At 39.3% G+C, this 16783-nt stretch carries 16 protein-coding genes and 1 riboswitch; of the genes, 2 read left to right on the top strand and 14 right to left on the bottom strand.

Translation table 11 applies throughout. From position 1 onward, the window contains the following. Positions 1-86: 86 nt before the first annotated feature. From BN990_RS23345 to BN990_RS04385, 4 genes are all read right to left on the bottom strand, one after another. Positions 87-335, bottom strand: a complete 249-nt coding sequence (locus BN990_RS23345) for a GTP-binding protein (RefSeq protein WP_337588255.1) — start codon at positions 333-335, stop codon at positions 87-89. A 452-nt stretch (positions 336-787) separates the two neighbouring features. Then, positions 788-1057, bottom strand: coding sequence for a 30S ribosomal protein S14 (gene rpsN / locus BN990_RS04395; protein ID WP_021289466.1), 270 nt, complete (start codon positions 1055-1057; stop codon positions 788-790). Positions 1058-1223: 166 nt separating this feature from the next. Further along, positions 1224-1697 (bottom strand): GTP-binding protein, encoded by a 474-nt coding sequence (locus tag BN990_RS04390; RefSeq protein ID WP_021289467.1) that lies wholly within the window; start codon positions 1695-1697, stop codon positions 1224-1226. A gap of 260 nt (positions 1698-1957) precedes the next feature. Continuing rightward, positions 1958-2320 (bottom strand): hypothetical protein, encoded by a 363-nt coding sequence (locus BN990_RS04385; protein WP_038242636.1) that lies wholly within the window; start codon positions 2318-2320, stop codon positions 1958-1960. A 389-nt stretch (positions 2321-2709) separates the two neighbouring features. On the opposite strand from BN990_RS04385, the gene BN990_RS04380 reads away from it, so the two are divergent. Further along, positions 2710-3018: a hypothetical protein gene (locus tag BN990_RS04380; RefSeq protein ID WP_021289469.1), complete on the top strand. Its 309-nt coding sequence runs from the start codon at positions 2710-2712 to the stop codon at positions 3016-3018. Positions 3019-3203: 185 nt separating this feature from the next. Here BN990_RS04380 and BN990_RS04375 read toward each other — a convergent pair whose 3' ends face one another. The 6 genes from BN990_RS04375 to BN990_RS04350 form a co-directional block, all read right to left on the bottom strand. Beyond that, positions 3204-4223, bottom strand: coding sequence for a ThiF family adenylyltransferase (locus tag BN990_RS04375; protein ID WP_021289470.1), 1020 nt, complete (start codon positions 4221-4223; stop codon positions 3204-3206). Next, a complete protein-coding gene (locus BN990_RS04370; RefSeq protein WP_021289471.1) occupies positions 4220-4984 on the bottom strand; it encodes a thiazole synthase in 765 nt (254 codons plus the stop codon). The genes BN990_RS04375 and BN990_RS04370 overlap by 4 nt, the downstream gene beginning before the upstream one ends. A gap of 3 nt (positions 4985-4987) precedes the next feature. Next, complete coding sequence (gene thiS / locus BN990_RS04365) at positions 4988-5188, bottom strand: sulfur carrier protein ThiS (RefSeq protein WP_038242634.1); 201 nt, start codon at positions 5186-5188, stop codon at positions 4988-4990. Next, positions 5148-6299 carry a glycine oxidase ThiO gene (thiO, locus tag BN990_RS04360; protein WP_038242632.1) on the bottom strand — a complete coding sequence of 384 codons (1152 nt, stop codon included), beginning with the start codon at positions 6297-6299 and terminating at the stop codon, positions 5148-5150. Before thiO ends, thiS begins: the two co-directional genes overlap by 41 nt. Next, on the bottom strand, positions 6283-6897 hold the full coding sequence (locus BN990_RS04355; protein ID WP_021289474.1) for a thiamine phosphate synthase: 615 nt from the start codon (positions 6895-6897) through the stop codon (positions 6283-6285). The genes thiO and BN990_RS04355 overlap by 17 nt, the downstream gene beginning before the upstream one ends. A gap of 93 nt (positions 6898-6990) precedes the next feature. Beyond that, positions 6991-7102: riboswitch (TPP riboswitch) on the bottom strand. 144 nt (positions 7103-7246) lie between these two features. Continuing rightward, positions 7247-8785: a BCCT family transporter gene (locus BN990_RS04350; protein ID WP_038244898.1), complete on the bottom strand. Its 1539-nt coding sequence runs from the start codon at positions 8783-8785 to the stop codon at positions 7247-7249. A 459-nt stretch (positions 8786-9244) separates the two neighbouring features. Here BN990_RS04350 and BN990_RS04345 point away from each other — a divergent pair, with 459 nt between their 5' ends. Then, positions 9245-10738, top strand: coding sequence for an APC family permease (locus BN990_RS04345; protein WP_038244896.1), 1494 nt, complete (start codon positions 9245-9247; stop codon positions 10736-10738). A gap of 714 nt (positions 10739-11452) precedes the next feature. Here the strand turns inward: BN990_RS04345 and xsc are convergent. From xsc to ald, 4 genes are all read right to left on the bottom strand, one after another. After that, entirely contained in the window at positions 11453-13228 is a 1776-nt protein-coding gene (gene xsc, locus BN990_RS04340; protein ID WP_038242625.1) for a sulfoacetaldehyde acetyltransferase, read from the bottom strand. A 29-nt stretch (positions 13229-13257) separates the two neighbouring features. Next, on the bottom strand, positions 13258-14187 hold the full coding sequence (locus BN990_RS04335; protein WP_021289479.1) for a selenium metabolism-associated LysR family transcriptional regulator: 930 nt from the start codon (positions 14185-14187) through the stop codon (positions 13258-13260). A 63-nt stretch (positions 14188-14250) separates the two neighbouring features. Next, positions 14251-15621, bottom strand: a complete 1371-nt coding sequence (locus tag BN990_RS04330; RefSeq protein ID WP_031335082.1) for an aminotransferase — start codon at positions 15619-15621, stop codon at positions 14251-14253. A gap of 34 nt (positions 15622-15655) precedes the next feature. Continuing rightward, on the bottom strand, positions 15656-16783 hold the full coding sequence (gene ald, locus BN990_RS04325) for an alanine dehydrogenase (protein WP_021289481.1): 1128 nt from the start codon (positions 16781-16783) through the stop codon (positions 15656-15658).

The raw sequence follows: 16783 nt of genomic DNA, 5'->3' as shown, positions 1-16783 counted from the left end.
AAAAATCATAATCATTACGATTTATATTGTCTAATTATGAAACAAATGCCTCTTAAATCAACAATATTTCTTCTTGTTCAAGGTCCTTAGGTAAATTCAGGCAATGGATCATGAAATTTTCTCCAATCCTGCTTCGTCTCTTCATCTGTTAGTAAGCACTGATTTAAACCCATGATGATCTTCTCTTCACTCATATCTACGCCAATAAATACCAACTCTGTTAAACGATCACCATATTTGTCATCCCACTGCTCAGCTATCCCTGGTTCCTCATGTAAGATTTTTATTCTTTCCTGTTCAGGATAAGCCGCTATCCACTTCCCTACACCTTGGATAGCGATGGATGTGCCAGTTTTCGAACCACTTGATTATTAGAGAGTGGCACGCCCATCCGCCTTCAAACCATGAAAAGTCCTTCCACAGTCCCCTGTTTCCAACACTCATTCACGCCTGCCCCCTCCATTTTATCCAGGCTATGCTGATTAAAAATATCTAATCGAGGCCTTGAATATCTTCCTTTGAAGGGTTGAGCATAGTCGTTTGACCGGGCGTATTTTTTTAAGCTGTAGGGATCACTAGCAGGGTGATGGAACAAGGGAGACCTTAAGTAAGACATGCCTATTTTTTTGTTAGTGTTCGCCACACTTACATGGGATCTGGATAGGAATCAATAATCAAAAAATCCTCTTTGTTGACTTTTTCTAGTAGGCGAGTGGCCACACTGCATCCTTGAACACCTCCGCCTATAATGATCCACTTATACATAAACAAAGTTCCCTCATTTTTCTTACCAACTTGATTTTTTCACACCTGGTATTTGCCCTTTATGCGCATAATCTCTAAAAGCGATCCGGGACATTTTAAACTTTCTCATATATCCTCGAGGTCTCCCTGTTACTTCACATCTGCCTGTTAAACGTGTCGGCGAAGAATCACGCGGTAGCTTTCTTAGTGCTTCATAATCTCCTTTTGCCTTTAACTCTTTTCGTAATTCTGCATATTTTGTTACCATTGCTTGTCTTTTCTTTTCTTTTGCAATTTTAGATTTTTTTGCCATTTTATCTCACCTTTCCCTTTTATCAATTAAAAATTGTTTTCCACTTCTTAATAAATTCAACTTGCAGTCGTGGCAGGATAATAGAGCGATCAGATGATTCAATGGTTAAGCCCTGCCATTGAACGTTGTATTCAATAGAAAACCTTCTTCCTTTAAATCGAAATCATTACGGTTTTGATTTAAAAATTTTTTCCGATATACATCTACGGAATTGCCTAGTAAGTTTTTCCTTATTTAAGTTCTTACCAATAAATACAAGTTCACTTATACGAGTATCCTCCTCCCTCCAGTTACCTTTTTCTTCTCCTGCAAAAAGCATATGAACTCCTTGAAAAATATAACGCTTATCTTTTCCTTCTATGTTTAAGACACCTTTATAACGATATAAATTCTCGCCTTGTATTTGAACAAGATAAGAAAACCACAAGTTAAGTTTTCTTAAGTCAAGCGGTCTTGTTTCTTTCAATAATAATGAAGAAATACTCTCATCATGATGATCCTTTGCATTTATACCATTTGCATTTAGTCTTAACTTCTCGTTCAAGTCAAAAGAATAGATATTTAGCACATTACGCAAATCAATTTGACTATTTAAACATACATATTTGGTAGCTGTTGGGTTCATTTTTTCTAAACGCATGGTTAGCCTATCCCAATCATCACAGGTGACTAAATTCGTTTTGTTCTAATTGACTTAATGATTCATCTTTATACTCTAAATGTTTTTATTTCTTTAGTTGCTTATACAATAGTTTAATATCGAATAAACCAAATCGTAATGATTACGATTCATTGTAATAGAAACGTACGCATTTGTAAACTATAAACCTTTACAGCTTTTTCACCTTTATTGTTGCAAATGGTCTATGCCGACCAAAAAAAGGAGCTAAGTCAAAGGATTTAATTCGAAGGTATAGTCACATAAAACCACTTTTTGTTTCTGCTATCCTTATCCATACGAGAAATAATTTCTGTATAATCAACCCATAAAACCTTAGCATGCATTTCTTTTAATTTCTTATGAATCTTTCCCTCCAATTCTTTCATAACTTCTAAAAGTTCAAATAATGGCATATTAAAATGTTTAGCTATTTCCTCATGCAGCGAATATTTCTTCACTTGAATCATGTACTGTTCTGCTGTTAAGATGCTTTCTGTTAACTTATCTTCCATTTTTATTACCATACGATAAATTAATCGATCCTTCTCTGAGAACTCGTTTAAAATTCTACGTAGAAACAGTTTATCTAAGTAGTCGTTCATATTAGCACCCTTTCAAGAAATCCTTTTTCTTACACGTCCGTAAAACGTAATGATTACGATTTATTCGCATGTCACTTACTCTATCACGTAACATCATTTAAAACAAAATAAAGTTAATCATCAAATGAACACATTTTATACGAAGAAAAGAGTAAATTACCCTTCATAGTGACATGTAGGTGTGGATGCAATAACCTAGTACGTTCTTAACATACGAAGTCTAAGATCTTCCTCTCTCGTTCATAAAATAGTTACAGGAAGAATATTGTTGATAGTAGCACAATCAATAAATGTAAAACGTTCTTAATTTATTTCTTTAAACATAATAATGGAACAGATAAATGAAGTTCCCTACCAATCAAAAGTATATGAAAAAGGAGAAATAGAATATGAAAAAAACACTCTCTTTATTTTTTCTTATTGTAATATTGGGCCTTGTTGCTTTTTGGGAAACGGCGGAAACAAAGCATGGATTCACGCCCACTTTTCGAGAGGGGGAAGACACGCTAGAAGTAAGTAATGAAGTAGAAACTGATAGTACGTTGGAATATATGAAAGAAGAAACGGAAGTTGAAAATGGGTACCGTATTGAAACATACCGGGAATACGAAATCTATACTGACAAAGAAGGAAATATAATCAAAAGGGAACCTACCTCTAATTATAATTACTTAAGGTATAAATTAGAACAAGAGTAATATTTGGGGGTGTGTCGATAATCGATTAGCTTCGAAAAGCAAAAAATCAGGCCCCCTATTAATAAGCATGAAAAAAGGTTCTGTGTTCACCTCCCAAATAAGTTAAACCGGAATGTTACAGACAAGCAATCTATCTCACAAAGCAAAAGTGGGGAGTATCTTTCTCCCCACTTTGATATTTTGAGCTATGCGCCAATATAACGTTGATACAATTGTTTTGCGACATTTATATTTGTAACGCCATGTAATAAGGTTCTGCCATCTTGAAAAACGACAAAACGAACGGCTTCAACTTCAAAAATAAGTACTTCTCCATTATCGTTAATTTTATCCGTAAATGTCTTGACAGCTTTCGCTAAAGCAGAAAGTGATAAGCTGCCTTTTTCTCCTGGTCTTACTTGTACCGTATCTCTTCCACAAAGTAAAACTGTCTTCATCCCTTTTTCCTTGGTTAAATAAGGATAGGTTGCTGATTGTGAACAAGATGAACAAGTGGGATTCAATAACTTTTTTACGTTAATTGCACTATAGGTCCTTCCCCATATATCAACTTGTACTAACTCCTGAGATAAACCATTACCAGTCAAGTACTTTAAACACTCCGATGTCTGATAGGCAGCGGTCATCTGTACCGCAGGAGAAATAATACCAACCGTATCACAGGTTTTCCCTTCCTGAGGGAGATGATCAATTAAACATTGTAAGCAAGGGGTTTCTCCAGGAATAATGGAAAATGCAATGGCAGTACTCTGTAAGCAGCCACCATATACCCAAGGTTTACGATGTTTTGCTAACACATCATTAATCACAAAACGTGTTTGAAAATTATCTGTTCCATCGATAACAAAATCAGCATCATGTAGCATCTTTTCTCCGTTTTCCTCATCGAGCTCATCAACAATTCCCTTAATCTCTACTTCCGGATTAATTGCTTGTAATCGTTGCTCGGCAGTCCTTGCTTTCGTTCGATTCTGTTTCGCGTCTGCTTCTGTATAAAGCTGTTGGCGCTGAAGATTACTTAGTTCAATATAATCACGATCAATCAAAGTTAACTTACCTATTCCTGCTCGTACAAGCATTTCCGCATTTGCACTGCCTAATGCTCCCGCACCAACGATGACCACATGTTTGGCAGCTAATCGACATTGACCTGTCTTCCCTATCGGGGCAAATCGTTCTTGACGAGCATAACGTCCTGCTATCATTCGATCATCGCCGTATCTGGACTGCTCTTCATTCCATCCATTCGTTTAGGGATACGCCCGGCTTCATAACCTAATCGGCCAGATTGTACGGCCAACTTCATTGCTTCTGCCATTCGAATTGGATCTTTTGCGCCAGATACAGCTGTATTTAATAAAACCCCATCTGCTCCAAGCTCCATGGCATAAGCAGCATCACTTGGAGAGCCAATCCCTGCATCAACAATTACTGGGATATCAGATTGTTCGATAATAAATTGTAGATTCATTGTATTGATAATGCCCTGCCCCGATCCAATTGGTGAGGCTCCTGGCATAATCGCATGTACACCTGCTTCTTCCAATCGTTTTGCTAATACAACATCATCAGAGGTGTAGGTTAATACAGTGAACCCTTCCTCTAACAGTTGTACCGAAGCTCTCATCGTTTCAAAAGGGTCAGGCAGCAACGTTTTCTCACAGCCGATAACTTCTACTTTAATCATGTCACATAAACCAGAAGCCCGGGCTAAGCGGGCAATCCTTACTGCCTCATCGGCTGTTTTAGCTCCAGCAGTATTTGGTAGTAAATCATACTGCTGTAAATCTAATTCTTCCAATAAATTCGGCTCGTTTTCATCAAAAATGTTCATTCTTCTGACTGCAAAGGTTAGAATTTCTGTTTCGGATACTTGCACCGCCTTTTTTTGGCTTTGAAATGTCGGATACTTTCCAGTACCTAGCATCAGTCGAGAATGGAATGATTTTTCTCCAATCATTAACATGACTTATCCCCCTCCTACAAAATGAACGATTTCTATAACATCGCCATCGGTTAATGTTGTTTGGTTATATACGACTTTATTGATAATTTGTTTATTCTGTTCAACTACCACAAGCTTCTCTTGAATGTTAAAACGATTTAATAGATCACCGATCGTTGAATCCTTAACTACCTCCATTTGCCGTCCGTTCACGTGTATTTGCATATCTTACCCTCCCTTTCCTAAAACGTGCTGGTGTGAAAAGACGTTCGATCGAAGCTGGCACATAACGGTTTAAGACCATATCACTGACAAGTTTCCCTGTAGCTGGAGCAAGAAGAATACCATTCCGGTAATGACCGGTGGCAAAATACAAATTAGAAACATCGGGATGCTCCCCAATGATTGGTCTGCCATCTTTGGTACCTGGACGCACGCCAGTCCAACAGCTATGCAATTCTTCCTGCTGAAGGGATGGGAACAACCTAAATAGGCGATTCATTAACTCAAAAATGCCTCCTGTTGACGTATAGCTACTGCTATCGTAGTGATAACTAGTTGCTCCAATAATGTAGCGTCCATCTCGTTTTGGCACCAAATACAAATTGTGAAAAAATAATGTCTGCTCAATAGAGGGATCGCTTGGCTTGATGGCAAAACATTCTCCTTTTGTCGGGATCATCGGATTCTTTAAACCTGTTGCTTCAAACCACTTCCCACTATTCGCACCAGCCGCAACAACCACATGATCCGCTGAGATACCACCGTTCTCGAATTGGATATGAAAAACATCACGGACACGATCTATATTCGCAACGCGACAATTCTCGATTACTTGGCTGCCCATTCCTAAAGACGCCTGTTTAAAAGCTTCACATACAGCCAAAGGTTCCACATTCCCATCTTGCTGCATGTACAATCCTCCTACAGCATGCGTTAATGCTGATGTTCGTTGCCTAATCCCTCCCCCATCCAACCATTCCAAGCCTTCAAATGCCTTTTGTTTTGCTTGCAGTCTTTGCTTCTGTTCTTCATTCGTAGCTATCTCGAGCATACCGTTGGTGGAAAGCTGGATATCAATCCCTGATAACGAAAATAGTTCGTCGCTTAGAGATGCATACATATTTCTACTTGCTTGGCAAAATTGATAATACGTACCTTGCTGATCATTTTCTGTATGCACCCCAAGCATGCCCGCAGAAGCTTGTGTAGTTTTTCTTCCAATTCTATTTTGTTCAATTACCGTCGTTGCAACCCCACTTCTACTTAAATAGTAAGCAACGGATTGCCCAATAACGCCTCCACCTATAATCACTACATCAACGTGTTCCTTCATATCCGTTCACCTCCTTTCGAAATGACTTTACTGCTTCTAATGGATCAGTATGGCTGAAGATACCTGACATCACAGCAACCCCACCTGCCTTTGCTTGATATATATCATTTACCTTCCCGGTTGTAATTCCACCAATTGCATATACGGGAATATTCAATGCTTTCGCGACTGTCGCTAATTGTTTTACTCCCCTTGGCTTTACTCCCTTTTTGCTCGCTGTTGAAAAGACATGCCCATACAAAACATAAGCAGCGCCTACCTGCTCTGCCCTCTTGGCTACTTCAAGGGAGTGCGTCGATACACCAATTTGTAAACAAGGGTATTTTTTTTGGAGGCAGTCTACCTCTGGCAATCTATTTTCCGGAAGATGAAGCGTTGGTACAGCTGTCTCCTTAGGTAGAATCTGGTGGACATGAATAATTAGTTTTTCTGCTGGAAGACCTTGTGCAAGTAGTCGTTGAACGAACAAAGAATAGCCACTCTTGGTCATCTGTTTTTCTCTTAACATGATAGCGTCAACATATGGACTAATGCCCATTATTACCTGGAAAAGACGCGCTTCCTTCTGTGAACCACTCGTCACCGCAATTAATTTCATAACTCCCTTCTCCTTTTCATTAAAAAATGCCACTTTTCCAGCAAAGGAAAAGTGGCATGAATCGTTCAGCATATTCAATAATATCGTCGATACACACTAGTCATGTCACTTTCCTCCGCTGGTTCTTACCCCAGTTCAGGTTCAAAGGGTCTCCATGTCTCACATGGATCTCAGCCATTACGTAAAGGCACCCCTAGTGAAGCGTAATTTAATTATTTAATAGGCATTTGTCTATAAAATACATGATTTTGGACTATTCGTCTACCAAAAACGACCAATTTTCTATTCTTCTTTCTGTTCTTTTATGAAAAAAGGAGCTGACTTAAAAACCAGCTCCTTCAAATCTGTGCTATTTGGTATAGCGTTGTTTCTCATCAATCTTTTGTTCTTTCGCAAGTTCACGACTTGCACGCGGAGCTGTCCAGAATGTGGTTAACATGAGTAAGGATACTGGCACAGCCGTAACGACGATAAAGGATTGCAACGATCCAACACTATCCTCACCAATAGTGATGAGTACAGTTGCGACAAGTCCCATAAGAATCGCCCAAAATACACGTAAGAATTTAGATGGATCTCCGTTGCCTGTGATCGCCATCGAAATAGTTAATGACATTGAATCGGTAGTTGTTAGAACAAATACAATCGTTGCCACTAAAAAGAAGAAACCGATAATTGTACCAAGCGGTAACTGTTCGGCGATAGCAATCATTGCTGCTGGAGGTCCAGCACTATTTAAGGCTTCAGAAACGGCACCAGGGTTATTCATTTCAGCAAAAATCCCTGTTCCACCAACGACAGTAAACCAGAATGTTGTTACTACAGGAGCAATTACCGCAACAGCAGTCACAAGCTCACGAATTGTACGTCCACGTGAAATACGACTAACAAACATGGCCATCATTGGACCATAGCCGATGAACCAGGCAAAGAAAAAGACGGTCCATAAGCCAAGCCAAGCTCCGTCTCCACGGAACGTATTCAAGGTTAGAAAGTCTTGAACATATAATCCAAATGATTGCACATACGAATCAAAAATGAATAGTGCTGGTCCTAGGATAAGGACGGCCACCATTAAACAAACTGCCAGTATAATATTATAGCTGCTTAATATTTGAATTCCTTTATGAATCCCTGTCGCAGCAGAAATCCCAGCTGCTAGAACAATGACGATAACAATAAGACATTGCACAGCTAAATTATTTGGTACACCGAACAATGCACTTAATCCGTAACCTGCTTGTAATCCAAGGAATCCAATTGGACCAATCGTACCAGCTGCCACTGACACAATCGAAAAGGCATCAACAAACGTACCAAGTGCACTTTTTCTCATAATTTTATCCCCAAATATCGGATAAAGCAACGATCTCGGCTTTAATGGTGCGTTCCGATGATAATGGGAGTACATGAGTACAATCGTACCTAATGTTCCTAAAATTGCCCATGAGACAAATCCCCAATCGACAAAACTTGCTGCAAGTGCAGGTACTACTGCTTCAGCAGTGCCAGCTTCAATTCCTGAGAAATGTGGCGGTACGGTTAAAAAGTGACTTAACGGCTCAGCAGCAGCCCAGAAGACACCACCCGCCGCTAGCAGCGTACACATGATAATCGAGATCCACTTGAACGTTCCGATCTCTGGCTTTTCTAATTTTCCTAATCGAATCTTCCCAAATTTGGAATAGCCTAGTATTAATGCAATAACTAAAGTCCCAACCATCAGAACTTGATAGATGGAGCCGAAATAGGTTACCGACCAGTTAAACATCGTATTAACTGCATTTGTAACCATTTCCTGGTTTATTAATGCAAGAATCACAAAGGCAAGTAGCGCCCCTCCACTTAGAAAAAGAACTGGCTTATCTATGGTTTGATCTTGCTTCATTCTATTCTTCAACAATCTGCTCCTCTCAATTCCATACAAAAAAATCTCACATAACCATCTACTGACTTTTCTTATGTTTACCTTTTTCGTCAGTTGTATGTGAGATTTAATAAGCATTTTAAATTAACATACAGCGTTTAAGGATACATTTTTTCTAAAAACCTGTCAAGTCAAGTGAATAAGAACTGCGTTCATAAGCGTCAAATAGGACTGACCAGGTGGGCATGTAAACGTCAGAACTCTTCTGTTTTGAGCAGTCTTTTCTCTTGAGTTGGAGCAGTGCTCTCTCCAGTTGGGGCTGGTCTCTCCTTTATATCTATAATTTTTAAACATTAACCTTATTATTTTTTGTAATGATTAAATTTTCAGAATATAATTGTATTCAGCTTTTTTGCATGCTTTAATAATACTAATACCCACTTAAGTTAAGCGCTTACAAAATTCGGGAGGAGAATAATGATGACCGAGCGTAAACAATTGAACAAAACATTAAAACCACATTGGGTGTGGGCAATTGCTTTTGGATCTGCTATTGGTTGGGGGGCATTTGTCTTGCCAGTAGATTGGATGTCATTGGCAGGACCATTAGGAGTTATTCTTGGATTTATAATTGGAGCAGTTTTAATGATTATTATAGGAGTTAGCTATGGTTTCTTAGTTGAAAAGCTACCGGTATCCGGAGGTGAATTTGCTTATGCTTATTACGGTTTAGGTAGGTATCACGCATTTTTATGCGGCTGGTTTTTAACACTAGGGTATATGTCTATTGTTGCCTTAAATGCCTCTGCACTCGCACTTTTAGGGAAATTTGTATTACCGTCTATTATTGAGCAGGGCTATATGTACAGTATTGCTGAGTGGGAGGTATATACTGGAGAGGTTATTCTTGCTTGTCTTGCTTTGATTGTCTTTGCATTTCTTAACATACGTGGTGCAAGTCTATCAGGCTTTTCTCAATTTATCTTTTGCATAGCATTAATAGGTGGTGTTATCGTTTTAGTAATATCTATGGTGCTTCACCCTTCAAGTTCTTTCTCAAATCTGCAGCCTCTCTTTAAACCTGAAATAGGTGCATTATCATCAATTCTTGCGATTGTTGCAATAGCTCCCTGGGCGTATATTGGCTTCGATAACATACCACAAGCAGCCGAGGAATTTGATTTTCCTCCTAAGAAATCCTTTAAGATTATAGTTATTGCATTAATTTGTGCTAGTATAACTTATTCATTAACTATTATTGCTTCCGGTGTCGGCCAGTCTTGGACTAGCGCTGTAGAAGCTGGTTCTGCTTGGGGGACAGGTGCTATCATTGAAAATACTTATGGTGCAGTCGGGGTTATCTTATTATCCTTTGCGCTCATGATGGGAGTATTTACCGGATTAAATGGATTTTACATGTCAACAAGCCGCCTATTATTTGCGATGGGAAGAGCCAAAGTGCTACCGAGCGCTTTTGGAAGATTGCATCCGAAACATAATACACCACACATAGGTATCCTATTTACACTTGTCATTACCTTACTTGCCCCATTCTTTGGCCGAGAAGCTTTATTATGGGTCGTTGACATGTCAGCATTAGGAGTGACAATCGCCTACTTCTACGCCTGTTTCGTAGCATATCGACTTTTTAAATGGTCTGATAGAACCTCTCTGCATAACAGTACAAAAAAGTCAATCGTTTCACCTGGCAGAAAGCTCTGTTCACTACTAGGCATCCTCTGCGCAGCTGGATTTTTCTTATTACTCGTTATTCCAGGATCTCCTGGATTTTTGGATAAACCATCTTGGATCGCCCTATTTGTATGGGTGGGAATAGGAGCTATCTTTTTCCTCATAAGATTTAAAAGCTATCGAGCAATCCCTAAAGCGGAAATGGATTACTTGATTCTAGGAGAATATAACGAGAAGGAAGCCAATTCCAATGTAGCCTCTATGGAAGAGCATATTAAGTAACGAATGTTAGTAGATACGATTGTGTGATCATTAAGAAAATAAATGTGTCTTAATAAGCTCCTGGCTCTAGACAGGAACTAGATCTCAGGTACCTATAAAGAAGGTTGCTAAATCGAACGTCCTGGATCACCTCACGTCTGACCTATGCCCTTGAAAAGGAAACCACCCTTTTCAAGGGTGACGTAATACGAATGCACTTCAAGAGATACCCTCGTATGAAGCATCACCATCCCCACACGCTTAAGCTAGCCGTAGCTAATAATTCAAGTATTAAAACCGAAAGAACAAGCGCGCAAGCTCCCTGAACAGAGATGTACGGACTGCGACCTGCCAAGCAGGTTGGGGCGGTATTGCCACGCAAAGTGGCGAAATTAGCCGATCATTCTACCGTAGGAGATAATGGAATCATGCCCCTTCATAGGGGTATGCCGATGACTTAGCCCAAAGCACGGTTTTAGTCGGACATCATGCAACCGAATTGATGATGACTTTCGCTACGGGCATAAGTGTGATGAAGCCTCTTTCTTCACTTCGTTCAAAAATCGGCAAGTCTTCTTTATCGTAGGACACGACGGGAAATCTCCTAGTTTTTGGCGCTAAGAGCTAAACAGAGCTTTCTCATCAGAAGCGTTTTATCCAACCAAAATTTTATACTTCCTTAACTTGTAAAAAAATCACCGTGCCAAACTTTGGCACGGTGATTCTTGATTTCGTTTACTTCCCCCACACTCCATAATCCAGGTGTTTGTATTTATCCAATAAGCGTGTAGGCATTTTCAATGCATCCTTCCGAAATGGCGGTGCCAGTTGTGTTCCATCTACATAAATGTTAAGTACTGCCGGCTTTCTTTTCTGTAATACGTCTTTAATTACTGGTGCCATATCTTCTGGCTTTTCGATGGTATAGCCAAGAGCCCCCATTGACCTTGCAACTTCTGCGAAATCAGGAGCTTCTATATTGGAACCAATAAAGCGATTATCATAATAGTCTACTTGGTTCTTCTTCTCAGCTGCCCATGATTTATTATTAAAAACACAAGCAATTACAGGAATATTTTGTTCAACAGCTGTACTTACCTCGTGCAAGCTCATCCCCCAAGCGCCATCACCAATAATCGCCGCTACTGGTGAATCTGGTTCAGCAAGCTGTGCACCTAATGCAGCTGGATAAGCGAAACCAGTATTACCAAATGTTAATGCGGCAATATGTCGCCTTGTCTGGTTGAATTTCAAATATGCATTTGCTGTTGAGGACACATTTCCAATGTCTGTTGATATAATCGTATTATCAGGTAAGGCTTTCGTTAGTTCTAACAGAGCACGTCTTGGATTAATCGGTTCCCCATCTTTCATGGCAAGGTCAACCAATTCCTGCTCCCATTCCCCTTTTAATTTGCTTATTTCCTCTAAACGACCAAGGTCTTTGTTGCCATGTGGTACTGTTTCTTTTAGCTGATTATATAATTCATCTGCTGTAGACTTTGCATCCCCAATTATTCCAACCTCTACGGGATGGGTTCTTGCAATATTTCTCGGGTTAATATCTATTTGAATGATTTTCGCTTCTTTTGGAAAATAATCAATATCATAACATGGGAGCGTTCCAAATACGGACAAGCGTGTGCCAATGGCTAATACAACATCCGCTTTCTTTAACGTATGCATTGCTGCTTTCGATCCCATGTAGCCGATTGAGCCGACAGCAAGTGGATGATCTGCTGGAAAAGCATCATTATGCATATACGAAACAGCTGTCGGAATGGTTAAATGCTCGGCAATCTTACTAATAGTATCCACCCCATCAGCATCTACAGCTCCACGCCCTGAAATAATAACCGGATACTTCGCAGTTTTTAAAAGCTCTGCAGCTTTTTTTACGGAGGTTGGATCTCCACTTCCTCGATTGTTTACCCGATATTGATGTGGAGCTAGAATTTGATCCTCTAATTCTCCATAGAATAAATCACGTGGAATATCATACAATACAGGCCCTCGCTCTGCATAAGCGATTCGAAATGCTGTTCGCAAACAATCTGCTACACGACTTTTGTGAGTAACCCGAACGGTTTCCTTTGTAATAGCTTCAAAGATCGAAACCTGATCTGCTTCCTGAAACCCATCCCAACCAATGGTAGGGGTACCAGCAGAGGGTGATATAATAACCATTGGCGTATGCGCTTGATTGGCAGCAGCAACAGAAGTTACCATATTCGTAATTCCTGGACCATTTTGCCCAATAACAACACCTGCTACACCAGAGACACGTGTATATGCATCTGCCATGTGTGCTGCACTTTGCTCATGCCGTACTGGCAAAAAATGAATACCTGCTGTCGGGAACAAGTCCAGCATATCCATAAAGGCTGACCCAACAATTCCGTATACTTCCTTTACATTTTCTGAAACTAATGTTTCAACGATAGCCTCACTTGGTGTCATTTTCACTTTTTTGGATGCTTCCTTACTTACTGTGACTCCTTGTTTTTCCATAAAGAATTCCTCCTTCAAAATTAAATACATTAGCGAAACAAACTGTTCGAAACATCTAGTTCTAATTTATTTGCCATTTTTCTTAATTCATGAATGAATAACTCCGTTGTAGACGATAGTATTTGCTCTTTACGAAAAGCTATATAGAAATATCGGTAAAATGAAATATCTTTCATCGCGTAAGCTGTCAACAACTGTAACTTCTGTTCTTTTTTAATAGCATTTTTCGAAATAATTGAAACCCCTAATCCTGATTCAACTACTGCTTTAATTGCTTCTGTACTGCCTAGCTCCATCACAATATTTAACTCATCGATAGGTATTCCAGCTTGCTGCAAATAGTGGTTCACTACCGCTCTTGTGCCAGACCCCTCTTCTCTTACAATTAATGGGATATTTTTTAATTGATCTATCGAGATTTTCATCTCCATTTCAGAGAAATAATTTGGTGGAGCTATTAAACACATTTCATCTTCAAGAATTGGCTCAATCATAATATGTGGATCATCAATTGGGGTTTCAATTAATCCTACATCGATTAGCTGATCTTTAATATCAGAGACAATTTTATTAGAATTTGAAATATCAACACGCATTTGAATTAATGGGTATTTATCTTTAAACGTTTTAAGAAACTCAGGAAGAATATACTCACCTATGGTTAAACTACATCCAATACATAATTCGCCATGCGTACTTTCCTCGATTTTCAAAATTTCCTTCTGTGCCGAGTCACTTAATTTAATGATATCTTTGGCGTATTTTAGTAGGATACTCGCAGATTGAGTCATCTTCACTTTTTTAGTCGTTCGTTCAAATAATTTAGTATTAAGTTCTTCTTCAAGTGCTTTAATTTGCGAAGTAATAGTTGGTTGTGTAACAAATAGTTTTTTAGCGGCTTCTGAAAAGCTTTTCTTCTCAGCAACTGCGATAAATGTTATTAATCTTTCGTAATTCATGCATGCTACATCCCCTCCGATAAGCATTCCTTAAAAATGGGTGGCATGAAAATTAGTATCTTTCTACACGCTGCAAATTACTGACTCTACAGTTTCTACAAGAAAATCTAAATCTTCCTCTGTACTACTCAAGGGCGGAGCTATAATTATGACATTATTCTGACCAGGAACGGTGTCACCGTTTCTACCTATAATTAATCCTTTCTTTTTACATTTACTTACTATCTCTGCCATTTTTGAATCTTCAAGAGGTACTTTAGATTTTTGGTCAGTAACCATTTCCAATCCAAGTAAAAATCCAATTTGCCTTACTTCCCCTACGTTTTCATGTTCCATTAATTGATGAAGTTGACTTAATTTAGATTTCCCTAATTCATTTACCCGCTCGACAATATTTTCGTTTTCAATAATTTCAATATTTTTCAGTGCTACCGCACATGCAGCAGGATGGCCACCATATGTTGAAACATGGCGGAAGTGATTATCCTTTCCTTCTTCTTTAAACACGTCATAAATATTGGATTTAACCGCTGTTGCTCCCAAAGGTAAATAACCGCTCGTCAGTCCCTTGGCCATGGTTATGATATCTGGCTGTACTCCTTCTGCGTGCATAAAACCAAACATTTTACCAGTTCTACCATATCCTGAAACAACTTCATCCATAATTAAGAGCACGTTATACTTCTTACAAATTTCAGCAACACGTTGAATGTATTGCATGGAAGGAATGATTACGCCGCCACCAGATATAAAAGGCTCCATAATTAATGCTGCTACTGTTTCTTCTCCTTCCCAATTGATCATTTCTTCAATTAATTGGGCCGCTTTTAGATCCGATTCCTCTGGTTCTCCGCCAAAAATAGATCGATAATGATAGGGTGGATATACATGTAAAAAGCCAGGTACACCAGGATCATATTTCACCCTTCGATTTGCCTGTGCAGTTGCACTTAATGCACCTAAAGTTGAGCCATGATAAGCTCTATAGCGGGAAATGATCTTAAATTTGTCTGGGTTGCCAGTCTGCTTATGGTACTGCCTCACAATCTTAAATGCGGTTTCATTAGCTTCAGATCCACTATTAGAGAAGAATGTTTGATAACCTCCTCCTAGTAAACTACTAATTTTATTCGCTAGTTTAACTGCAGGATTGTGACTCATTGTTAAGGGAAAATAGGTAAGTTTTTTCATTTGTGCTGTTGCTGCATCAATAATCTCTTGCCTGCCATGCCCGAGATTTAAACACCATAATCCTGATACGCCATCCAAATAGCGGTTACCAGATTCATCCGTAAACCATGATCCTTCACCTGAGGCAGCAACCATTTGTTGAGCACCTGGGTGATAACGATGCATTGCATTCCATAGATGAGGTAATTCTTTTCCAACTACATCAGGCATTTCCGCTTCCTTTTTCAACTTTAAGCCCTCCATTCCAATTTAAAATAGGGTATAACTCTGAAACTTACTACGCAGTTATCGGAGCTTTTAAAACAGATGTGATAGGTTTGTACATCTGGTCATAGTGATTAGCAACTTTTTCATGCGTCATATATCCAGCATACGTATTAACCCCCTTCGCTAATGCTTCATTTATTTGAATTGCCTGTTGCAGGCCATGATTTGCAAGAAAAACCCCATACTGGCATGTGTTGTTTGTTAACGACAATGTTGAAGTTCGAGCTACAGCTCCAGGCATATTTGCCACAGCATAATGAATAACACCATGTTTCATATAAACTGGGGAGTCATGTGTGGTAACTCTATCAATGGTTGAGATCGATCCTCCTTGGTCAACTGCTACATCAATGATGACAGATCCCGATGTCATTTCTTTCACCATTTCTTCTGTAACCAATTGAGGAGCCTTTGCCCCTGGTATTAGCACAGCACCTATTACCAAATCCGCTTGCTTTACTGCCTGTTGAATATTCATTGGGTTTGACATTAACGTTGTTACTGTTCCAGCAAACATATCATCCAATGCACGTAAGCGATTCGCATTAATATCAATAATAGTTACATTTGCTCTTAAGCCTAATGCTATTTTTGCCGCATTCGTACCCACAACTCCACCACCTATGATAACCACATTACTAGGATGAACCCCTGGTACTCCACCTAGTAAAACGCCCTTACCACCTTTCATATTTTCTAAATATTGTGCACCAATTTGTACAGCCATTCGACCTGCTACTTCGCTCATAGGTGTCAAAAGCGGCAATGAATCGTCGCTGTCTTGAATAGTTTCATAAGCGATTGCAGTTACCTTTTTATCTATTAATTCCTTTGTCAATTCTGGTTCTGCAGCAAGGTGTAAATAGGTAAACAAAATTAACCCTTCACGGAAATAAATATATTCATCCGGCTGAGGTTCTTTCACTTTCATTACCAATTCAGCCGCCCAGGCCTCTTTTGCAGTACCAATTTCAGCTCCTGCAGCTTTGTACGCTTCATTCAAGAATCCACTTTCTTTGCCAGCTGCGTCTTCTACCAGCACCTGATGTCCTGCTTTGATGAACGAGGTGACACCTGATGGAGTAAGCGCTACTCGGCGCTCATTATTTTTAACCTCTTTTGGAATACCAATAAGCAA

The sequence above is a fragment of the Virgibacillus salexigens genome, assembly GCF_000723585.1.
Lineage (GTDB): Bacteria > Bacillota > Bacilli > Bacillales > Amphibacillaceae > Virgibacillus > Virgibacillus salexigens.
Note: the sequence above shows the minus strand (reverse complement) of the source record. Positions and strands in the feature narration are given on the sequence as shown.